This is a genomic window from Desulfosarcina alkanivorans (assembly GCF_009688945.1).
Lineage (GTDB): Bacteria > Desulfobacterota > Desulfobacteria > Desulfobacterales > Desulfosarcinaceae > Desulfosarcina > Desulfosarcina alkanivorans.
Genome location: NZ_AP021874.1, coordinates 5,860,972 through 5,879,734, shown reverse-complemented (window position 1 = coordinate 5,879,734; position 18,763 = coordinate 5,860,972). Strand labels below are relative to the sequence as shown.

17 protein-coding genes are annotated in these 18,763 nt (G+C 58.7%); 3 read left to right on the top strand and 14 right to left on the bottom strand.

The features are described 5' to 3' along the window. Positions 1–11: 11 nt before the first annotated feature. From ispH to DSCA_RS25560, 6 genes are all read right to left on the bottom strand, one after another. Positions 12–1,751: a 4-hydroxy-3-methylbut-2-enyl diphosphate reductase gene (gene ispH, locus DSCA_RS25585; RefSeq protein ID WP_155319146.1), complete on the bottom strand. Its 1,740-nt coding sequence runs from the start codon at positions 1,749–1,751 to the stop codon at positions 12–14. Between the two features lie 24 nt (positions 1,752–1,775). Then, positions 1,776–1,970 carry a CooT family nickel-binding protein gene (locus tag DSCA_RS25580; protein WP_155319145.1) on the bottom strand — a complete coding sequence of 65 codons (195 nt, stop codon included), beginning with the start codon at positions 1,968–1,970 and terminating at the stop codon, positions 1,776–1,778. Between the two features lie 188 nt (positions 1,971–2,158). Then, positions 2,159–2,602, bottom strand: a complete 444-nt coding sequence (locus DSCA_RS25575; protein ID WP_155319144.1) for a DUF3842 family protein — start codon at positions 2,600–2,602, stop codon at positions 2,159–2,161. Positions 2,603–2,708: 106 nt separating this feature from the next. Next, the gene (locus tag DSCA_RS25570) at positions 2,709–3,233 is read right to left on the bottom strand and encodes an NYN domain-containing protein (RefSeq protein WP_155319143.1); all 525 of its coding nucleotides are present in this window, start codon (positions 3,231–3,233) and stop codon (positions 2,709–2,711) included. A gap of 83 nt (positions 3,234–3,316) precedes the next feature. Further along, positions 3,317–4,237: a ParB/RepB/Spo0J family partition protein gene (locus DSCA_RS25565; RefSeq protein ID WP_155319142.1), complete on the bottom strand. Its 921-nt coding sequence runs from the start codon at positions 4,235–4,237 to the stop codon at positions 3,317–3,319. A 77-nt stretch (positions 4,238–4,314) separates the two neighbouring features. Next, positions 4,315–5,091, bottom strand: coding sequence for a ParA family protein (locus DSCA_RS25560; RefSeq protein WP_155319141.1), 777 nt, complete (start codon positions 5,089–5,091; stop codon positions 4,315–4,317). Positions 5,092–5,145: 54 nt separating this feature from the next. Between DSCA_RS25560 and DSCA_RS25555 the strand changes: the two genes are divergently transcribed. Beyond that, positions 5,146–6,624: a M48 family metallopeptidase gene (locus DSCA_RS25555; RefSeq protein ID WP_155319140.1), complete on the top strand. Its 1,479-nt coding sequence runs from the start codon at positions 5,146–5,148 to the stop codon at positions 6,622–6,624. A 59-nt stretch (positions 6,625–6,683) separates the two neighbouring features. On the opposite strand, the gene DSCA_RS25550 is transcribed toward DSCA_RS25555, so the two are convergent. The 3 genes from DSCA_RS25550 to DSCA_RS25540 are packed head-to-tail and all read right to left on the bottom strand — an operon-like array spanning position 6,684 to position 10,242. After that, positions 6,684–8,744, bottom strand: coding sequence for a hybrid sensor histidine kinase/response regulator (locus tag DSCA_RS25550; protein ID WP_155319139.1), 2,061 nt, complete (start codon positions 8,742–8,744; stop codon positions 6,684–6,686). Continuing rightward, positions 8,734–9,741 carry an adenylate/guanylate cyclase domain-containing protein gene (locus DSCA_RS25545; protein WP_155319138.1) on the bottom strand — a complete coding sequence of 336 codons (1,008 nt, stop codon included), beginning with the start codon at positions 9,739–9,741 and terminating at the stop codon, positions 8,734–8,736. Before DSCA_RS25545 ends, DSCA_RS25550 begins: the two co-directional genes overlap by 11 nt. Positions 9,742–9,744: 3 nt before the next feature. Then, entirely contained in the window at positions 9,745–10,242 is a 498-nt protein-coding gene (locus DSCA_RS25540; protein ID WP_155319137.1) for a Rab family GTPase, read from the bottom strand. Between the two features lie 449 nt (positions 10,243–10,691). Here DSCA_RS25540 and DSCA_RS25535 point away from each other — a divergent pair, with 449 nt between their 5' ends. Both DSCA_RS25535 and DSCA_RS25530 read left to right on the top strand, forming a co-directional pair. Then, complete coding sequence (locus DSCA_RS25535) at positions 10,692–11,255, top strand: cytochrome c3 family protein (RefSeq protein WP_155319136.1); 564 nt, start codon at positions 10,692–10,694, stop codon at positions 11,253–11,255. 62 nt (positions 11,256–11,317) lie between these two features. After that, on the top strand, positions 11,318–12,706 hold the full coding sequence (locus tag DSCA_RS25530; RefSeq protein ID WP_155319135.1) for a multiheme c-type cytochrome: 1,389 nt from the start codon (positions 11,318–11,320) through the stop codon (positions 12,704–12,706). A 107-nt stretch (positions 12,707–12,813) separates the two neighbouring features. Here DSCA_RS25530 and fusA read toward each other — a convergent pair whose 3' ends face one another. The 5 genes from fusA to DSCA_RS25505 form a co-directional block, all read right to left on the bottom strand. After that, on the bottom strand, positions 12,814–14,847 hold the full coding sequence (gene fusA, locus DSCA_RS25525) for an elongation factor G (protein ID WP_155319134.1): 2,034 nt from the start codon (positions 14,845–14,847) through the stop codon (positions 12,814–12,816). After that, positions 14,844–15,401 (bottom strand): GerMN domain-containing protein, encoded by a 558-nt coding sequence (locus DSCA_RS25520; protein ID WP_155319133.1) that lies wholly within the window; start codon positions 15,399–15,401, stop codon positions 14,844–14,846. The genes fusA and DSCA_RS25520 overlap by 4 nt, the downstream gene beginning before the upstream one ends. Positions 15,402–15,633: 232 nt before the next feature. After that, positions 15,634–16,521, bottom strand: a complete 888-nt coding sequence (locus DSCA_RS25515) for a DegV family protein (RefSeq protein WP_155319132.1) — start codon at positions 16,519–16,521, stop codon at positions 15,634–15,636. Between the two features lie 393 nt (positions 16,522–16,914). Beyond that, positions 16,915–17,883 (bottom strand): electron transfer flavoprotein subunit alpha/FixB family protein, encoded by a 969-nt coding sequence (locus tag DSCA_RS25510; RefSeq protein WP_155319131.1) that lies wholly within the window; start codon positions 17,881–17,883, stop codon positions 16,915–16,917. Then, positions 17,883–18,671 (bottom strand): electron transfer flavoprotein subunit beta/FixA family protein, encoded by a 789-nt coding sequence (locus DSCA_RS25505; RefSeq protein ID WP_155317838.1) that lies wholly within the window; start codon positions 18,669–18,671, stop codon positions 17,883–17,885. The genes DSCA_RS25510 and DSCA_RS25505 overlap by 1 nt, the downstream gene beginning before the upstream one ends. Positions 18,672–18,763 lie beyond the last annotated feature (92 nt).

The following is an 18,763-nucleotide window of genomic DNA, read 5'->3' as shown; positions in this document are numbered from 1 at the left end:
CCGTGAACCAGTCAGGACGCCGCCACGAGCATCCACAACAGCGTCAGGACTCCGGAGAGCAGAAAGAGGCTCTCCACCAGAAACTCCAGGCGCATGCCGGGCAGCATGTGTCCCTTTTCGTAAGCCCCGATCAGTGCCAGCATGGCTGCGGGGCATAGGGTCAGCAGGAAGCCGAGTCCGGAAACCAGGCCGACCGCCGCGAGGGCGGCGGACAGGACCATGCACCCGGCCAGGATCCCCTTCAACAGAACGAATGTTTTGCGGTCGCCCAGCAGGATGGGCAGGGTCTCCTTGCCCATGATGCGGTCCCCCTGCACGTCCAGCAGGTCGAAAAACGCCGTGCGGGCAAACACCAGGATGGTGGCCCAGGCGAACACCATCAATACGGAGAGGGTCAGGGACCCTTTGCTGGTGATACCGGGCAGAAGGGCCGCCGCCACCCCCCAGGCGGCGGCGATCAGGATGGTCTTGGAGCCGGGGATATCCTTGATCCGCCGAAATTTCATCCCCGGGCGGACGGGTATCAGGTAGAGGTTGTAAGAAAGGCCCAGCAGGCTCATCACCAGCAGGATCGCAAACGCCGCGCGCCCCATGGCCGACGCGGAAATGATGCCCAGGCCACCGGCGGCAATGGCCAGGAGCGACAGCAGGAAACGGTAGCGCTCGTAAAACCGGGCCCGTTCCGGATCGTTGTACTGGTCTTCGGCCATACCGGTCAGATGATTGAGCAGATGCATGGACAACACGTAAAGCATGGCCACGGCCACCGGCGCACCGGCCGGGGCGATCCCCAGCAGCCGGGTGCAGGCAAAGCAAAGGCATCCGGCCCCGATGGCCACATAGACATTGGTCAGCAGCAAGGTTTGGATCAGCCGGTAAAACAACCTGACGACGCCGGCCTGTTTTCTGGCCGGCAGCCGCTCCAGTTCCCGGTAGACCCGTTTGATGATCCAGTTGGGCGTGGATGCGCCGGCGGTGATGCCCACCCGGCCGATGCGATCCGGATCCAGGCAGCAGGCCTCCAGCTCGGATTCGGTTTCCACGTGGTATGCCGGCTTGCCGCTCTCGGCGGCAATTTCGGCCAGTCGCTGGGTGTTGCCGCTCTGCCGCCCCCCCACGACAACGATGGCATCCACGCGGTCGGACAGCTGCTTGACTTCGTCCTGGCGCTTCTCGGTTGAATCGCAGATGGTGTCAAACGTCTTGTAGTGGGGAAAGCGTCGGGCGGCCCAGGCCTTGACCTGTTCGTAGAATTGCATATTCTGCGTGGTCTGGGCCACGATGATGGCCTGATCGAATACCGGCAGATCTTCAAGTTCAGCCATGGAACTGACCACGAATCCTTCGGCCCCGGCATACCCCACCAGCCCCACCACCTCGGGGTGATCCCGGTCGCCGACGATGATGGTGGCAAACCCCTTGCGGGCATGGACCCGGATAATGGTCTGCACCCGGATAACGCGCGGACAGGTGGCATCCACCACCCGGAAGCCCGCGTCCTTGAGCTGCTGCTTGTCCCGGGGCGGGACCCCGTGGGCGCGGACAAGCACGGTGCCGCTGCCCTGCTCGGGAATCTCCTCGAGGACAGTGATTCCCTTTTCCGCAAACAGGGCCAGCACCTGGGGGTTATGGATCAAGGGGCCGTATGTGTAGATGGGGTCGGCGTGTTTAGCCGGGGCATCCAGGGCCATCTCCACGGCCCGTCTGACCCCCATGCAGAATCCGGCGGTTTTGGCGATTTCGATCTTCATCCTATGGGCGGTCCGATGTCATGGTCAGCGTTCTAAATCCTTGAGGAAGACCTTGTGGTCCACCAGGGAGAGGGAATGGATGGCGGCCCGCACAAATTTCTGTTCGCCGAAAATATTGACCAGCTTCAAGCCGTCCCCCTCCGGGATAACGTCATCCACCGACTCCATAATCAACGTTTCCCCGCCATCGGACAGCAGGTAGGCATTGGCTTCACACATGGTTGTCCTCCTTTCCATCGGCGCCCCTTGGGAAAAGAGCGCCGCTTAACGTTTGGCGTGTCCATCCTAAAAAAGTGGATCGGGATTCAGCTCAAGGCCGCGGGCGCTTGATACCGCCGACGACATTGCGCGGCGACCTCACGGGGTTCACCGTTTCGGGAATGCGGATATGGGCCCCGGGATGTTCTTCAGGGATGGGCTCGGATGAGCGGTGTCAAATGATCGATCACCAGGGTGTCCACCAGGTGGGGCAGCGGATCCCGGGACACACCGATCACATCGACATTTTCCTGGGAAATGGGCAGGATCAGCTTTACGGCCCCGCAACCGCAGACGGCTTCAGCCATTCTGGGCGTGACCTCCCCCATCATGGCATGGGCCAGCATGATACCCAGGGTGCCGACCACCACATCCGCCCGGGGGACGGTCTGCACGATGGCATTTTCTCCCGAGGCCCCCCGGTTGGCCCTGGACTTGAGCATCTGGGCGGTGGCGATGGCATTGGTCCCCAGGGCGACGATTTCCACGGACTCGCCGAACAACTCCTTGATTTTCTTGATGATGGTGCTGCCGATGCCGCCGCCCTGGCCATCGATCACGCATATCGTTTTTCGTGCAACCGGTTGAGCCATAACCCTTCCTGTATCTGTTCGCGGTTACCGGTTCACAGTTCACAGTTTTTCCAAATAAAACAAGTCACCCAACCGTAAACCGACAGCTGTGACCGTGAACGGCCACCTATAGTTTTTCCACCCGCGCCCGCGCCCTCCGTTTTCGCTTGGGCAGCCGCCGGCTGGGTCCTTTTTTTCGCGTGGTCGGCACCCACCCGGAAGATTCGATCGCTTCCCCGTCACCTTTTACCGCCAGGTATCGGGCCATGGCAATCTTGTCCTCGAAGGCCGCCGAATCCATCACCGTGGCACCGGCCGCTTCGGCAGCGCTCATGACTTCCCGGTCGCTGCTGACCACCAGGGCCTTTGCCTTTTCCCGATTGGCCATTCGCCGAATCACGTCATCGGCACTTTCGCCTCCGTGTGAATAGCGGATGGCAATGCCCTTGGCCCGATCACGGGACCCGTACAGGGTGGGTTCGGCGCTGCCATCGAAGACCACGGTGATTTTGTGCGGTTTGAGTTTTTTGTAGGCCGCCAGCAGATCAACCAGGGCCTCCCGGCCCAGCTGCAGATCCTGCCGGTCCAGACCGGCCAGTTCGGGGGACCGCCGAATCAGGTTGTAGCCGTCGATGATGATGTGTATGGCCATGATACGCCTGGCGGCTGCGGCACATGCTACAGTCGTTTTCCTGGGAGCTGCAGAGACTGAAGAATTGAAGACGGGACCCGGTTTTAGGTTCTCAGCATCCCCAGCAACCGGTCAAGATCCTCGTCGCTGAAAAAATCGATTTCCACCCGCCCTTTTTTGCCCTTGCGCTGGATCCGCACCCGGGTGCCGTAATGACGGGACAGGTCTTCGGAAATATCGTTGAAATAGCGCTGCTCGGGAGTCAGTTCCGGGATGGGGACCGGTTTTTTTTCCGCATTGATCCGTTTGATCAACGCTTCGGTTTCACGCACGGACAGTTTTCTGGCCATCACCTCGCGCCAGGCGGCCTCCTGCTTGGCCGGCGTGTCGGCCCCCAGCATGGCCCGGGCGTGGCCCATGCTCAAGGCGCCCGCCATGATACTCTCCTTGATCGGTTCGGGAAGCTGGCGCAACCGCAGAAAGTTAGCCACCGCACTGCGGCTCTTTCCCACCCGCTCGGCGGCCTGGTCCTGAGTCAGGTCGAATTCGGTGATCAGCCGATGGTAGGCCTCAGCCTCCTCCATGGGGTTGAGATTTTCCCGCTGGATGTTCTCCACAATGGAGATTTCCAGCATCTTGGCGTCGGAGATATCCTTGACCACCACCGGCACCCGGTCCAGGCCGGCCAGGGACGCCGCCCGCAGGCGCCGTTCACCGGCGACCAGCTCGTAGCCCACATCGTCAACGCGCACCAGCAGGGGCTGGATGATGCCCTGACTGCGAATGGAATCGGCCAGTGCATCCAGTTCATCCGGTGAAAAATGACGTCGCGGCTGGTAGTGGTTCGGCCGGATCATGTCGATTTCACACAAAAAATAATCTTTTCGGGGCGGTGACGGTGCGCCGGTCATTCCTTCAACAGCACCCAGATCCGGAATAAGGGCATCGAGCCCCCTGCCCAGGGCCATTTTCCGTTTCTTTTTGGCGCCGGAGTCGGCGCTGCTTGGTTTTTTCTTAACTGGCATGCGGTGTCCTGGATGGTGGTTGGCCGCACCAGACCAATGAAAACGGTCCCGGTAAATCGGCGCTACCGGTAAGCCTGTCAGGCGTGGCCGGCATGATTGGTGGCCATGATCTCCTTGGCCAGGGAAAAGTAGCTTACAGCACCGGGAGACATGGCATCGTATAGCAATATGGGCTGTCCGAAACTGGGTGCCTCGCCAAGACGAACGTTGCGGGGAATCGTCGTCTTGAACACCAGGTCCTTGAAATGGCTTTCCGCGTCCTCGGCCACCTGGTGGCTGAGATTGGTGCGGCGATCAAACATGGTCAGCAGGATACCGGCGATTTTAAGCGCCGGGTTCAGCCCGCCCTTGATCCGTTGAAATGTCTGCACCAGTTGGCTGAGCCCCTCCAGGGCGTAAAACTCGCACTGAAGTGGAATCAGCAGGGCATCGGCGGCCGTCATGGCGTTGACGGTAAGCAGGCTCAGGGATGGCGGGCAGTCGATGACGATGTAATCGAAATCGTCCGACACCGTGGTCAGGAGGCGCCGCAGCGCATGCTCCCGGTGGGGCCGGTCCATCATTTCCACATCGAACCCGATCAGCTCCACGCGGGAGGGCATCACCTTGAGGCATTCGATCTGACTGTCCACGATAACGGCGCCGGCGCCGGCTTCACCGATCAACCCGTGGTACAGGGTTTGGGCCAGGACGGACTTGTCCAGCCCGACACCCGTGGTGGCATTGGCCTGGGGGTCGCAATCCACCAGCAAGGTCCGTTTTTCGGAAACCGCCAGCGCCGCGGACAGGTTGACTGCCGTTGTGGTCTTTCCCACGCCCCCCTTTTGGTTGGCTATGCATATGATCTGTGCCATGGCGCTCAGCTTTAACACAAAACATGCTGTTTGAAAAGTGGATTAGAATGTGCCATGCTAGGTTTTAAACGGAACGGGAAACGCCTGTTCCATCAATTTAAAAAAGCCATTAACATGCTGATAAAAATTAAAATTTTTTCCATCTTCACCGTGGTCGCAGTTCTCGCTTCCACTCTCGTGGTCATGGTTCCCGAAGGCAACTGCATCACCATTCAGGAAGAACGGGAAATGTCCAAAGAATTTATGACGGTGGTCCGGTCCCAGTTCCCGCTGATCAAGGATCCGATTATCGTCGACTATGTCAACCGGGTCGGCCAGCGGATTCTGTCTGTCGTCCCGCCGCAGCCCTTCGAATATCAGTTTCATGTGCTCAGGGAGGATGTCTACAATGCCTTCGCCACCCCGGCGGGCCACATCTTTTTCAACAGCGGACTGTTCGCCGCCCTGGAATCCGAAGAGGAACTGGCCGGTATCATCGGCCATGAAATTGCCCACGTGGTCTGTCGTCACATTTCCGATCGCATCGAAAGTTCAAAGAAAATCGGCATGGCCACGCTGGCCGGCATGGTGGCCGGTGTGCTGCTCGGTGCAGGTGGCGCGGCTGAAGCGGCCAGTGCCCTGACCGTGGGATCGGTGGCCGCCGGAAAGACAGCCGCCCTGGCTTACAGCCGTGAAAATGAAATGCAGGCGGACCAGCTGGGGCTGGGATACCTGACCCAGGCCGGTTACACCGGGGATGGGCTGCTGACATCGCTGAAAAAAATTCGCAGCAAGCAGTGGTATGGATCCGAGCAGATACCCACTTACATGACCACCCATCCGGCGTCCGAAGCGCGCATGAGCTATATCGATAACTGGCTGCACCAGAATCGGCCCAAAACCGCCCCCAAGCGTGGGGAGGTCGGCGGATTCGACCTGGCACACACCCGTCTGGTGGCCCTTTACACCGACGAAAAGACCGCCTTGAACCACTTCGAAAAGGATCTTGAGCGGTCACCGGACAAACCGCTCGCCCATTATGGATATGCACTGGCGCTGACCCGGGCAGGGCATTGGCAAGAAGCGGCCAAGCACATGAAACGCGCCATCGAAGGCAACGCCATGGCCACCCACATGCTCGAGGACCTGGGAAGAATCTATTTCCAGAACGGCCAGTATGAAAAAGCCATGGAGGCCCTCTCCGCGGGCGGATCCGAACAAAGCCCCGAAGGCCGGCTCTATTTGGGACGGACCCAGATGGAACTGGGACGCATTGCGGAAGCCCGGGAGACCTTCGAGAATCTGGTGCGCGACGACGAAGACTATACCCAGGCCTACTATTTTCTGGGAGACTGCAGCGGCCGGCTGGGGGACCTGTTCGGTGCCCACTATTACCTGGGCCGCTTTTACCGGCAGAAAGGAGACCCGAAAAATGCCGGGTTTCACCTCAACCGGGCACGTAAACTCGCCGTCGACGACACCCAGAAACGAATGGTGGAGCGTCAACTCGAGGCATTGGACCCCGAAAAGAAAAAGCGGCCGGACGCCGGGTGAGAAAACCGTTTTTCCCGATGGGACGGCGAGGTCGGATCGCCCCCCCTTATTCGCGGCGTCTACCCTGCCTTTTCGCCATCCAGTACGTTCCGCACGGCGATCGCCAACTCTCCCATCACCAGCGGTTTTTTCAGGTAGGCGGAAAACCCCATGCTCCGGGCGTCGTCATCGCTGATGGCCGTACTGAACCCCGAACTCAGAATGATGGGGATGTCAGGCCGTATCGCATGAATCTTTTCCGCCAGCACTTTACCGGCCAGCTGCGGCATGGTCAGGTCGGTAATCACCAGGTCAAAAGCGTCCGGATCCTGATTGAAAAGGGTCAGTGCCTCAAGGCTGCTGGTCCTGGCGGCAACCCGGTATCCCAGCCGGCCCAACGCCTGGGTGGCCAGATCCACCTGAAACTGTTCATCATCCACGAACAGGATACGTTCAATCCCGGTTTTCATCACCGGCTCGGCCAGCGGCGATTCGGCAACCGTTTCGGTCAGTGCCGGCAGGAAGACGTGAAAACAGCAGCCTTGCCCTGGCTGGCTCTCCACGGTCACACCGCCTCCGATGGCGGCCGCGATGCCGTGAACCACCGACAATCCCATTCCGGTCCCCTTGCCGAACCCCTTGGTGGTGAAAAAGGGATCGAAGATCTTGCACAGCAACGGTTTGGCGATGCCTTTTCCGGTGTCGGCCACCGACAGCTGGAGATGGGGGCCGGGTGACATCCCCGGATGGCCCGAAACAAACTTTTCGTCGAGCGTGGCCTCCGTCAGGCGCACCTCCAGCACGCCGCCGTCCTCCTCCATGGCGTGGCCGGCATTGGTGCACAGGTTGATGCAGATCTGATGAATCTGTGTGGGGTCACAGCGAACATAAGACTGGCTCTCCAGCCGCTGTTGAATATGGATGCTGGCGGGCAGGGTGGCCCGGATGAGTTTGAGGGCCTCGGAGACAACGGCACTGATTTTAACGGGCTTGCTGACGTTGTCGGCCTGACGGCTGAAGGCCAGGATCTGCTGAACGAGTTTTTTTGCACGGTTGCCCGCGGCAAGCACCTGGTCTAAATTTCTCACCGCCAGGGAGCCCTCGCTTAAATCCATGCGTACAATTTCGGTGTACCCGATGATGGCCGAAAGGATATTGTTGAAGTCATGGGAGATACCGCTCGCCAGGCTGCCCATGGCCTCCATTTTCTGGGCCTGCTGAAGCTGGGATTGAAGTTGTTTTCGATAGGAGATGTCCCGAAGGCTGAAGATCACATGGCGGCGTCCGTCCATTTCCAGGCCGACGCCGCCCCCCTCGACCGGAATAAAGGACTGATTGTCGCCGCGCAGGACGGATTCATTAAAATAGGCGATGCCGTCTCTGGCGGCATCGGAAAAAACGCCCAGGATTTTGCCGCTCTCATGCTCGGCGAACAAATCGGCGACGGCGCGCCCGCAAAGCTGCTCCCGCGAACAGGACAACAGGCGGCAGGCCGCGCGGTTGACATCCCGGATAGAACCATCGGCTTCCATGAGCAGCTGCGCATCAAACAGATTGTCGAAAAGCGTTCGAAACCGGCGTTCACTCTCTCGCATGGAATGTTCGGCGCTTTCCCGCTCTGCGATTTCCGCCTTGAGCCGGGTATTGGTTTGAAGCAGCAACTGGGCACGTTGCCGGACCTGAACCTCGAGCGCCTCCCGAATGTTCCTGGCAAAGCGTTCCTTTCGCTGGTGCTGGTGAAGATCCAGCGCCAGCAGGCGGCCGGTCTGGATCAGGGACTGCTTTTCCGAATATTGGTATTCACAGGATTCGATGAGCAGAATGTTTGACGCTTTGAGCCGCATGGCACTGGCTTCGAGAGCCATTTCATCGCCATCGGGCGCCGCCTGGATCCAGACCCCCGAGCGGATTCGGCCACTTCTCCCACTCTCCCAGAATTCGCGGGCGTCCACCAGAAAGTTCGCCAGAAAGGGAAACTGCTTTTCCGGCGGGGACGGCAGGCTGCCGGTCAGAATGTCGGGGCAAAGCTTGCGGAACCACCGGGGGATGCCCCCCGACAGAACGAAGCGGCCATCTTGCCGGTGAACCAGGGCCACCATCTCCAGGGCCTCGAAAAGATCCGGGCTACAGTCAACAGCCATGATGTGTCATCCATCCGTATGCGGTAATGGGACTGTCGATGCCTTTCAGGTCCAGCACCCTGGCGGCAAAGCCGTCCCGGTCCCCTTCCCAGAGGTTAAATGTCCGTTCGTCCATCAGGATTTCTCCGGGCAAGGCACAACTTTCCAGACGTGCCGCCAGGTTGACGGTATGCCCGGTGACACTCAGCGTTCTTCGGTCCTTGCTGCCCAGCACACCGAGTACGACAGGACCTGCGGCAATCCCGACCCCCACCCCCAGCGCCTCATGCCGGTCATCCGACACGGCCTCTGAAGCGTTCAGGATGTCCCGGGCCACGTCGACCGCCAGGCTGACGGCGGGCAGCCGGGACGGCAGAATCCCGAACACCGCCATCACGGCGTCGCCGATGATCTTGTCGACAATCCCGCCGCCGTCGAGCACCGGCCGGATCATGGCCGTCAGGTAGGCATTGAGCATATCGAACACCTGTGCCGGCGGCCGGTGTTCACAATAGGTGGTAAACCCCCGGATATCGGCAAAAAGAACGCAAAGAACACGGCGTTCGCCGCCTTTTTGGAGGTCGATATTCAAAAGCCGTTCGGCCATGCCCTTTCCCAGATGCTGGTCCAGGATACGGGCGTGGGTATCCCGCAGCAACGTCAGCTCGTTGGCTTTCTGCTGCAGCAGGCGCCGTTGCCTGGCTTTCTCACCGGCATCCAGAAGCAGGAGCCATGGGTGACCGTCCACTTCGAAAAAATGGGCGTCCACCATCAGGCCGGCAGGCAATTCGACGCATTCCAGAATCATCTCACCACCGTCCAGGGGAAACATTCCCTCGGCCAGGGCCAAAAGGTCACCGATGCGTGTTCCTTGTCGGGGAACCTGAATCCGGAAGTGGTCCAGGGCACCGCCCCATTGGATGATGCGACCGCGGTCATCGAGAAGAAAAAATGCCAGCCGGTGCTTTCGTGCGACACGATCGATCAGATAGGTCGTTACGGAGGGAGGATAGTCCACGGTCTAGTCCTCCAGCATCATCTCCGCCAGGGTGGTGAAAGCCGATTCGACGCCGGAACCGTCCTTGGCGCTGGTCTGGATGACCACGGCGCTCTGACGCTCCAGCGATTCCAGTTGGGACGGTTCTATCTCCCATGAGTCTTTCAGGTCGGATTTATTAATGGTGAAGATGACCGGTATCTCTCCTACCGTCTCCCGAACCCGCTTCAGGAGGGAATGGGCCGTGTCGAGGGTATATTTCCGGGTACCGTCCACCACCAGCAGGCACCCCGAGGCCCCCCGCAGATAGGAGGGGCGCACCGCCTGGAACTCGTCTTCGCCATAAATATCCCAAAGGATCAGGTCGATGGCGGTTCCTTTGACGGAAACGGGTTTCTGGTCGATCTTGACCCCCACCGTCGTAAGGTATTTTTCCGAAAAAAGACTGTGTACGTAGCGCTGCACCAGACTGGTTTTTCCGGCAGCGAATGCCCCCAGCATGCATACTTTCTTTTTTATCATCGATTTTTTCCCTGCAGATAACCGGCAGCGGCCGGTTCCGATCCGGTGAAAGAAATCCAGAATCTATGGGTTCCTCTAACCCGCTTTGCTACCACGACGGCTATTTCATGCCAAGGCCATCATAGGGACATTGACGATAGCGTTGTCAACCCAAAAGCAGCTTTCCGCCTCTGCGCGGTCCCGACTGCCCAAAAAGAATGCCTTTCGGGTCCGGCTCGCGGGCCTGATGGTATTTCTGAGGGCGGCGACCCTTCTCAATTCAGACGTTGACACCCGCGAATGTTTCATATTATCTTTGTATAAGTTTTCCTCTATATTACACTTCTTCTACTTAACCTGCATCTTTTGAGCAATCCGGCGGCGGCCTGAAGCGGTCAAGACGGACTTGTATCCGGATTCCGGTCTGTCGAATACTGGACAGGCGGGCGACGCACACCAAGGATGATGCTATGAAAAAATGGACGATCGCAGCCGTTCTGATTGGCGTGGGAATAGTGATCGCCTTTCCCCTGTTCAGCATGACCTACTACACAATGGTAAGGACATCCACGCCGGAATTCTGCGCGTCATGCCACGAAATCAAGCCGGCGGTGGTGGCCTGGCGGTCGTCCACCCACACCAACAACGCCGCGGGTGTTGTCGTTGACTGCATGGATTGCCACCTGCCCGCACCTCAGGACACCTTCGACTTTTTCTTTGCCAAAAGCTACCATGGCATCAAAGACGTGGTGATCCATTTCCTGGCTGGTGCGTATGATCAGGAAAAAGCCCGCGAATCCGCCTATGCCGCCTTCGACAACGATCAATGTCAGAAATGCCATCGCAATCTGCTGCACATGCCAACCCGGCGTGGCGCCATGCTGGCTCACCGGTCGGTCGTGTATGCCCGCCCGGGGTACGAGAAAAAATGCGTCGACTGCCATTATGACCTGGTTCATTCTGAAAGGGGCCTGGTCATGTTTCGGCAGACCCGCGAGGCGCCCTATCAGGCCAAGGGGCTGAGGCAGCTGTAACCCCACCTTCAAGATCGTTTTTACATTACGCTGGATTTCGACAACCGAAAGGAGCGCGAGCCATGAGGCAAAGATTTCTTTCTTTTATCATCGGATTGCTGGCCGTGGGCCTGATCGGTGCACCGGCCCTGGCCCAGCCCAACTATGCCAAGGTCAAGGAGTACCGCATCGAACGCAGCGTCCCCCCTGCGGCACAGGCGTGCATCGAATGCCACCGCGTAACGACCCCTGGTGTGTTTACCGACTGGGCCAGAAGCCGCCATGCCAACGCCAACATCACCTGCCTGGACTGCCATCTTATCCAGCCCGGCGACCAGGATATCGCCCAGGATCATGAGAAGTACTACGGCCGGTCCGACCTGCCCTGGGGCGAGGCCAAGTACAAAATGCCCATCGCGTCCATCGTCACCCCCAAGGATTGTTCCCGCTGCCATCCGGACGAGGCGACCCAGTACAGTAAATCCAAGCATGCCAATACCATCGAGATCATGTGGAAACTGGACCCCTGGCTGAACAAAGGCATGAATTCGGACAACGAACGCAAAACCGGCTGCTACAACTGCCACGGCACGGTAATCGCAATGGACGATAAGGGCAGGATCGATCCGGACACCTGGCCCAACGCCGGCGTGGGCCGGCTCAACCTGGACGGCAGCAAGGGGGCCTGCACCTCCTGTCACACGCGCCACCGCTTTTCCGTCGGTGAGGCCCGCAAACCCGAGGCCTGCGACCAGTGCCATCTGGGACCGGATCACCCCCAGATCGAGATATACGAAGAGTCCAAACACGGCACCATCTACCATGCCTATCAGGACGAGTATAATTTCGACGCCGCAGGGGGCACCTGGACGCCCGGTGTGGACTATCGCGCCCCTACATGCGCGGCCTGCCATATGTCCGGGTCCGGCAAGGAACCCACCAGCCACGACGTGACCCAGCGCCTGTCCTGGGAAACCCAGGCCCCCCTGACGGTACGGCCTCAGGATTTCAAACCCTTTCCCTCCGGAACGGACTGGCAGGACGAGCGGCAGAAAATGAAAAATATCTGCAGCGCCTGCCACAGCAACGCCTGGACCAACGACTTTTACAACGGCTTCGACAAAGCCGTGAACGAATACAACGACATTTATTTCAAACCGGCCAAGGCCAAACTGGACGAGCTTTACGAAAAAGGCCTGCTGGACAAAACCAGATTCTTCGACGAACGCCTCGAAGTTGAGTACTACGAGCTGTGGCACCACGAGGGGCGCCGGGCCCGCATGGGCGCCATGATGATGGCGCCGGACTACGCCTGGTGGCACGGCTTCTACGAATGCAAATTACGCTTTGCCAACTACATGGAAGAGGCCAACCACCTGATTGAAACCGGCCGGAAAGCCTATGTGGCTGAGGATTTCCCGAACGCCACAGGAGACACGACCCGGCCGGTGAAAATCTTCGGCGACAAGTAGTCGTCCGTTCCCCATGGCCCTGTCGAAAAAGCCGTCCCGCCTTACGGGACGGCTTTTTAATCATCCTGTTCGGTAAGTTGACGGGTCCTGTATTTTATCGGAGACGATTAGCTGCGGTCGAACCGGGAGAACTGCATGGAAAAGGTCCCGCGGCCCTGGGTCGCGGACCGCAGGCTGGTGGAATAACCGAACATCCTGGCCAGGGGAACCGTGGCCTTGATGGTCTGGACGCCCAACTTGGGCTCGATGGATTCGATCTTGCCGCCCCGGGCATTCAGGTCCCCGATCACATCTCCCATGAAATCTTCGGGTACAATGACCTCGACATCCATGATGGGGTCCAGCAGAAAGGACGCGCCGGTGGACAACGCCTCCCTGACGGCCATGGACGCGGCGACGGTAAAGGCCAGTTCCGTCCCGTTGGATTCCCGGGCGTCGGCTCCGGTCAGCACGGCCTTTACATCCACCACCGGATAGCCCATGAGAATGCCGCTTTCCAGAGATTCCATGACCCCTTTTTCCACCGCCTTCACCAGCGTCGGGGGCAGGTCCTCGTCCTTCAGGCTGGACGCGAAGCGGTTGCCTTCACCGCGGGAGAGCGGCTCCAGGCGAAGGGTGACTTCACCGTAATGCCGGTTCCCGGCTACCTCCTTGTCAAATACAGCGGTTCCGACAGCTGCGGATTCGATGGTTTCCCGGTATACGACCTGGGGTTTGCCGACGTTGACCTGGGTGTTGAACTCCCGCTGCATCCGGCTGGTGATAATTTCCAGGTGCAGTTCTCCCATTCCGGAAAGAATCGTCTGGCCGGTGTCTTCGTCTTCCCGGACCCGCAACGTGGGATCTTCGGCCATGAACTTGTCCAGCACCTGCTGGAGTTTTTCCTGGTCGCTGTGGGTTTTGGGCTCCACGGCCACGGAAATCACCGGTTCATAGAAATCCATTTTCTCCAGCAGCACCGGATGGTCCTGGTTGCACAAGGTCTCACCGGTTGAGGAGTCTTTGAGTCCCACGATCCCCACGATGGCGCCCGGTCCCACGGTGTCCACCCGCTCCCGTTTGTTGGCATGCATTTTGAGGATGCGTGACAGCTTCTCTTTTTTATTTCTGCTGGGATTGAAGACGTCGGTGCCGGCTGTGAGTTTGCCGCTGTAGACCCGCACATAAGACAACTTGCGCCCTTCCATCATGGAGACCTTGAAGATCAGCGCCGCCAGGGGTGTTTTTTCATCTGGAAGGCACAGGATGCTTTCTCCGGTTTCAGGATGAACGCCCTTGATGGCCGGCACCTCGGCGGGGCTGGGCAGGAACTGGACAATGGCATCCAAAAGGGGCTGTATCCCTTTGTTTTTCAGGGCACTGCCGCACAGCACCGGCACCAGTTCCAGGGTGACCGTCGCCTTCCTGACGGCAGCCAGGATCGCCTCCGTGTCGATGGGTGCTTCGCTCAGGTAAGCCTCCATAATGCCGTCGTCCACCTCGGCCAGGGTCTCCAGCAATTGTTCGCGGTATACCTCCGCATCTTCCAGGAACTCCGCATCGATATCACCGGCATTGTAGCTGGCCCCGAGGGTGTCGTCATCCCACCGGATCTGCTGCATCCGGATCAGGTCGACCACTCCGGAGAAGCTGTCTTCGGCGCCCATGGGGATCTGAAGGATCATGGGATTGGCCTTGAGCCGGTCCCGCATCATTTGAACGGTACCAAAAAAATCGGCGCCGATGCGGTCCAGCTTGTTGATAAAGGCGATCTTGGGCACCCGATAGCGGTCGGCCTGACGCCAGACCGTCTCCGACTGGGGCTCGACGCCGCCCACGGCACAAAAAACGCCCACGGCGCCATCCAGCACGCGCAGGGAGCGCTCCACCTCAATGGTAAAGTCCACATGGCCCGGCGTATCGATGACCTGGATATCCCTGCCGTTCCACTGGCAGGTCGTCACCGCCGAAGTGATGGTAATGCCCCGTTCCTGTTCATCGACCATCCAATCCATCACCGCTTCGCCGTCGTGGACCTCACCGATTTTGTGGGACCGGCCCGTATAGTAGAGCACCCGCTCGGTAACCGTGGTCTTGCCGGCATCGATGTGGGCGATGATGCCAATATTGCGAATATTGTTCAGTTTGTCGTTTTTTTTCATCGTGTCAGCAGCATGTCTGCGGTTAAAGGGAATTCAAGTGGCAAATGGCCTGCGAGTGTTTGTGCTTCCGCTCCGTCAATCAGGATTTTCACCCGCTCAATCTCCGTAACGTTAAGGATCAGGGAATTGGCTATCGAAAATAAGGTCAATTGCTCCCGCCGGCAACTCCCCGGGTGATTTTCCCGCAGGTGAGCAGTAAAATCCACCACCGCCGTACCATCCTCAAGTAAAAAAAAGGACCTCAATTTCGTCCCGCCGGGTATGGCTGCCAAATGGCCGCGGGCAGAACCGTTGATCAGTTCCAGGATCAGCTGCCGGCCAAAGGCCCGGGGATCGCCGGGGTTGACCACCACACGTTCCTCTGCAATCAGGAAGGGACGGGTGGCATCGGAAAAATAGAGATGCACCACCTGCTTATCCCCCTTCCCGGCAAGGCAATCCGGCACCGGGCCCGCTCCCAGAAACCATGCCCCGGCAAGAACCAGCCACAGGACATGTCGTAAAAGCGGCTGCCCGCTGTCAAAAATACGCTGGTATCGTTCTGGGTTGCCCATCGCCGCCGCCGTGGGAACGGAATCCTGCCGTCATCGGGTGAAAAGTCTGGTTTATGTCAAGGGGTCCTGCATGTCAAGAACAACGCGGTGTGCAGGAATGGGATCGGCAACGCCGGCCAGCATTGCCCACAGGGAAAGCCCGGCCATAGCGGCGGCAAGGATGAAGAAATGTCAACGACCTGCGGGATCGATGAGGATACGGGGCCGCCGTATCACCAGCGCCCGGAGTTGTTCAGATGGGGCGGCGCTCACCGTAGACCGAAAGGGCAAACACCTCCGGCCCGCTGTGACAGGTTACTGTGGGCCATCCCCTGCCGCTGATGACCTGATAGTCGCTAATCGAAATCATGGGCAACTGGGACATGAGCCGGTCGAAAGCCTGATCCATATAGGGTTTGTTGTTATCCGATCCATAGGCTTTGAATATCTTGACATTGTGGGGTCGGGAGGAAAGAAACTCCAGCGAGGCATCCGCCATGCGTTGGATCGCCTTGTCCATGCCTTTCTCCGTTGAAAAGGGGGTCACCAGACCATCATCGATGATGAGTACGGGCTTCAGCCGCAGCATGCTGCCCACCAGTCCCTTGGCCCGGCCGATCCTTCCATTTTTTACAAAGTACTTGAGTGTTGAAGCGGAAAGCAGCACCTGCACGGATTGACAGATTTCCGGAAGCGCCGCGTTGACGTCATCAATGGACCGGCCCTGGTTGATCATGCCGATAATTTTTTCGGCAACGAAATAGCCACCGGCGGAAACGGACCGGGTATCGATGACATGGATTTCCAACCCCGGCACAAAGCCTTTGGCAGCCTTGCTGTTGTCAAACACCTGGGAAAGCTTCGATGACATGTGAATATCGATAACGCGCTCGTAGCCCTTGGCCTTCAGCGCCAGGTACTTCTTGATCATGTCCGACTGGGAAGGTGGCCTGGTGGCGAATTCCTTCACGCCATGCACCCGGGCATAAAACTGTTCCTGCAAAAGCTGCTCACCGTCCACGTAGGGTTGGCCATCAAGAAGAATATTGATACCGACAAATTCAAGGTTGTACTTTTTCATAAAGGAGATCGTCGGTTCACAGCCCGAGTCTACCATAAAAGCGGTTTTCTTTTCAGTCATCGATCCACAGCCCTCCTGTCCTGCCCAAATGAAGGTCTTTTATCCTTTAGCCTGAAACAAGTCAAGCAAACGTGAACGATGTACACATTAGTTATTTTTGTTCGAAATAAAGCTGGGATGATTGGGCTTGGTCAGGACTGCAGGGAGCCTGAAACCGAAGATGAAATCTAACACTGTTGCAATCGAGGATCTCACCGGCGCGGCGCCACAGGCCATGGAACCGAATTGCCAGTCGCCGCTGGGAACTTGACGTCGGGAAAAAAAGCTGGGGAGGAACAGCCGGACGGAACGAGTGACGCCCCCTTGACCTCACCGGGGAAAAGGCATCGCCGCAATCAAAAAAAACCGGCGGGTCCCGGTATAGCGCCAGGAACCCGCCGGTTAAAAAAGCAATTACAAATCGTTGATGGCCTCAGTCAACTCGGGAAGGAAGTCAAGGATGTCGGCTTCGATACCCACGTCGGCCACTTGGAAGATGGGTGCCTTGACGTTCTTGTTGATGGCCACGATGAACGGCGAGCCCTTGATGCCGCCCATGTGCTGGAAGCTGCCGGAGATGCCGCAGGCCATGTAGACCTTGGGCTTGACCGTCTGGCCGGAGGTACCCACCTGACGGGACTTCTCAAGCCATTTGGCGTCGACGATGGGCCGTGAACAGGAGACCACGGCCCCCATGGCCTCGGCCAGTTCTTCGGCCACCTCGATGTTGTCTTCGTCCTCGATGCCGCGGCCCACGGAAACCAGTACGTCGGACTTGGTGATATCCACGTCGCCCACCTCGGCTTCCACTATTTCCAGGAAAGTGCGTTTGGCCGTCAGGTCCCCGGCATCACCGGACTTGTCTTCCACACTGCCGCCGGCGGACTTGCTCTCGTCCGGGGCAAAGGCGCCGGGGCGCACGTTGACGACCGCCCCGGCCGAAATATCGGCGGTCACATGGGTGCTGACCATGCCGCTGTACTCCTGGCGAATCACCTTCAGGTCGGTCCCGTCCACGCCCTCGATGTCCACCACATCGGCAATGAAGGCCGAATCCAGCTTGATGGACAGGCCGGGGGCCAGGTCCATGCCGAACGTGTCATGGGGAACCAGCACGATGGCGTCGCCGGGAAGCACGTTGACCAGCAGTTTGCGGATGACTTCTGCATTGGGGTAGGCCAGGGCGTCCAGGTTAAACTTGAGCACCTTGGCATAAGAACCGGCCACGTCTTCGGCAACGGCGTCAACGTCGGCGCCCGACCCTGTAACGATGGCGGTCACGGCCGCGCCGGCATCGATTTTCCTGGCCGCAGCCACCATTTCAAGGGCCGAATCGTCGGCCACGCCACCTTTGTGTGTGATGTATGCATAGATATCAGCCATTATTTCAACCCTCCTTTGGCCTTCAAGAGTTCGATCAGCTTGGCAATGATCTCTTCGGTGCTGCCTTCCAGCATCTCGGCGCCGTCACCCATTTCAGGTACGAAGTAGTCAAGGCGCTTGACCTTGGCGCCGGCGGCGCCCACAGTGGCCGCGTCCACGCCCAGATCGGCGGCGCCGTGCTGTGGAATCTCCACCGAGGCCACCTTGCGGATGCCGCGGATACCCACGTAGCGCGGTTCGTTGATACCGGTCTGGATGGACAATACGCAGGGCAGCGCAATCTCGTTCATCTCCTGGTTGCCGCCTTCGATTTCACGGCCCACCTTGAGCTTGTCGCCATCCACATCGATTTTATTGACCAGTGACGCGTAAGGATAGTCCAGCATGGCCGCCAGCATGCCACCCACCTGGGCCGCCCCGTCATCAGCCTGAGCACCGGTTAGGATCAGGTCGTATTTCCCTTTTTCAACGGCTGCTTTGAGCAGGGTGGCCACGCCCTTGCCGTCGGATCCGTCGAAGGCGTCATCACTCAGCAAAAGGCCGTTGTCGGCGCCCATGGCCATCTCCCGGCGCAGCACCTCTTCGGACTCGTCGTCGCCCACGGTGACCACGGTCACGCTGCCGCCCACGTTGTCGCGGATCTGGATGGCCTCTTCCACGGCGTAGTTGTCCCACTCGTTGACCGAGTACACCAGGTCGTCGCGTTCGATATCGCTGCCGTCGCCGTTGACCTCGATCTCGTTTTCAGCGGTATCGGGAACCCGTTTTACACACACCAAGATTTCCATGTTTACCCTCCTGTTTTAAGTCAGAACTTTAAATTTTGAATTTCGAATATAGGCGTTCCATCGACTCATTTGCATGGGAATCCCTAATTTAA

Excerpts from the sequence above, each read along its gene's own strand:
- DSCA_RS25565 (WP_155319142.1), bottom strand. The coding sequence starts at position 4,237 with ATGCCAGTTAAGAAAAAACCAAGCAGCGCCGACTCCGGCGCCAAAAAG.
- DSCA_RS25575 (WP_155319144.1), bottom strand. The coding sequence starts at position 2,602 with ATGGCTCAACCGGTTGCACGAAAAACGATATGCGTGATCGATGGCCAG.
- ispH (WP_155319146.1), bottom strand. The coding sequence starts at position 1,751 with ATGAAGATCGAAATCGCCAAAACCGCCGGATTCTGCATGGGGGTCAGA.
- DSCA_RS25570 (WP_155319143.1), bottom strand. The coding sequence starts at position 3,233 with ATGGCCATACACATCATCATCGACGGCTACAACCTGATTCGGCGGTCC.
- DSCA_RS25505 (WP_155317838.1), bottom strand. The coding sequence starts at position 18,671 with ATGGAAATCTTGGTGTGTGTAAAACGGGTTCCCGATACCGCTGAAAAC.
- DSCA_RS25560 (WP_155319141.1), bottom strand. The coding sequence starts at position 5,091 with ATGGCACAGATCATATGCATAGCCAACCAAAAGGGGGGCGTGGGAAAG.
- DSCA_RS25515 (WP_155319132.1), bottom strand. The coding sequence starts at position 16,521 with ATGACTGAAAAGAAAACCGCTTTTATGGTAGACTCGGGCTGTGAACCG.
- DSCA_RS25535 (WP_155319136.1), top strand. The coding sequence starts at position 10,692 with ATGAAAAAATGGACGATCGCAGCCGTTCTGATTGGCGTGGGAATAGTG.
- DSCA_RS25580 (WP_155319145.1), bottom strand. The coding sequence starts at position 1,970 with ATGTGTGAAGCCAATGCCTACCTGCTGTCCGATGGCGGGGAAACGTTG.
- DSCA_RS25510 (WP_155319131.1), bottom strand. The coding sequence starts at position 17,883 with ATGGCTGATATCTATGCATACATCACACACAAAGGTGGCGTGGCCGAC.
- DSCA_RS25530 (WP_155319135.1), top strand. The coding sequence starts at position 11,318 with ATGAGGCAAAGATTTCTTTCTTTTATCATCGGATTGCTGGCCGTGGGC.
- fusA (WP_155319134.1), bottom strand. The coding sequence starts at position 14,847 with ATGAAAAAAAACGACAAACTGAACAATATTCGCAATATTGGCATCATC.
- DSCA_RS25550 (WP_155319139.1), bottom strand. The coding sequence starts at position 8,744 with ATGGCTGTTGACTGTAGCCCGGATCTTTTCGAGGCCCTGGAGATGGTG.
- DSCA_RS25555 (WP_155319140.1), top strand. The coding sequence starts at position 5,146 with ATGCTAGGTTTTAAACGGAACGGGAAACGCCTGTTCCATCAATTTAAA.
- DSCA_RS25520 (WP_155319133.1), bottom strand. The coding sequence starts at position 15,401 with ATGGGCAACCCAGAACGATACCAGCGTATTTTTGACAGCGGGCAGCCG.
- DSCA_RS25540 (WP_155319137.1), bottom strand. The coding sequence starts at position 10,242 with ATGATAAAAAAGAAAGTATGCATGCTGGGGGCATTCGCTGCCGGAAAA.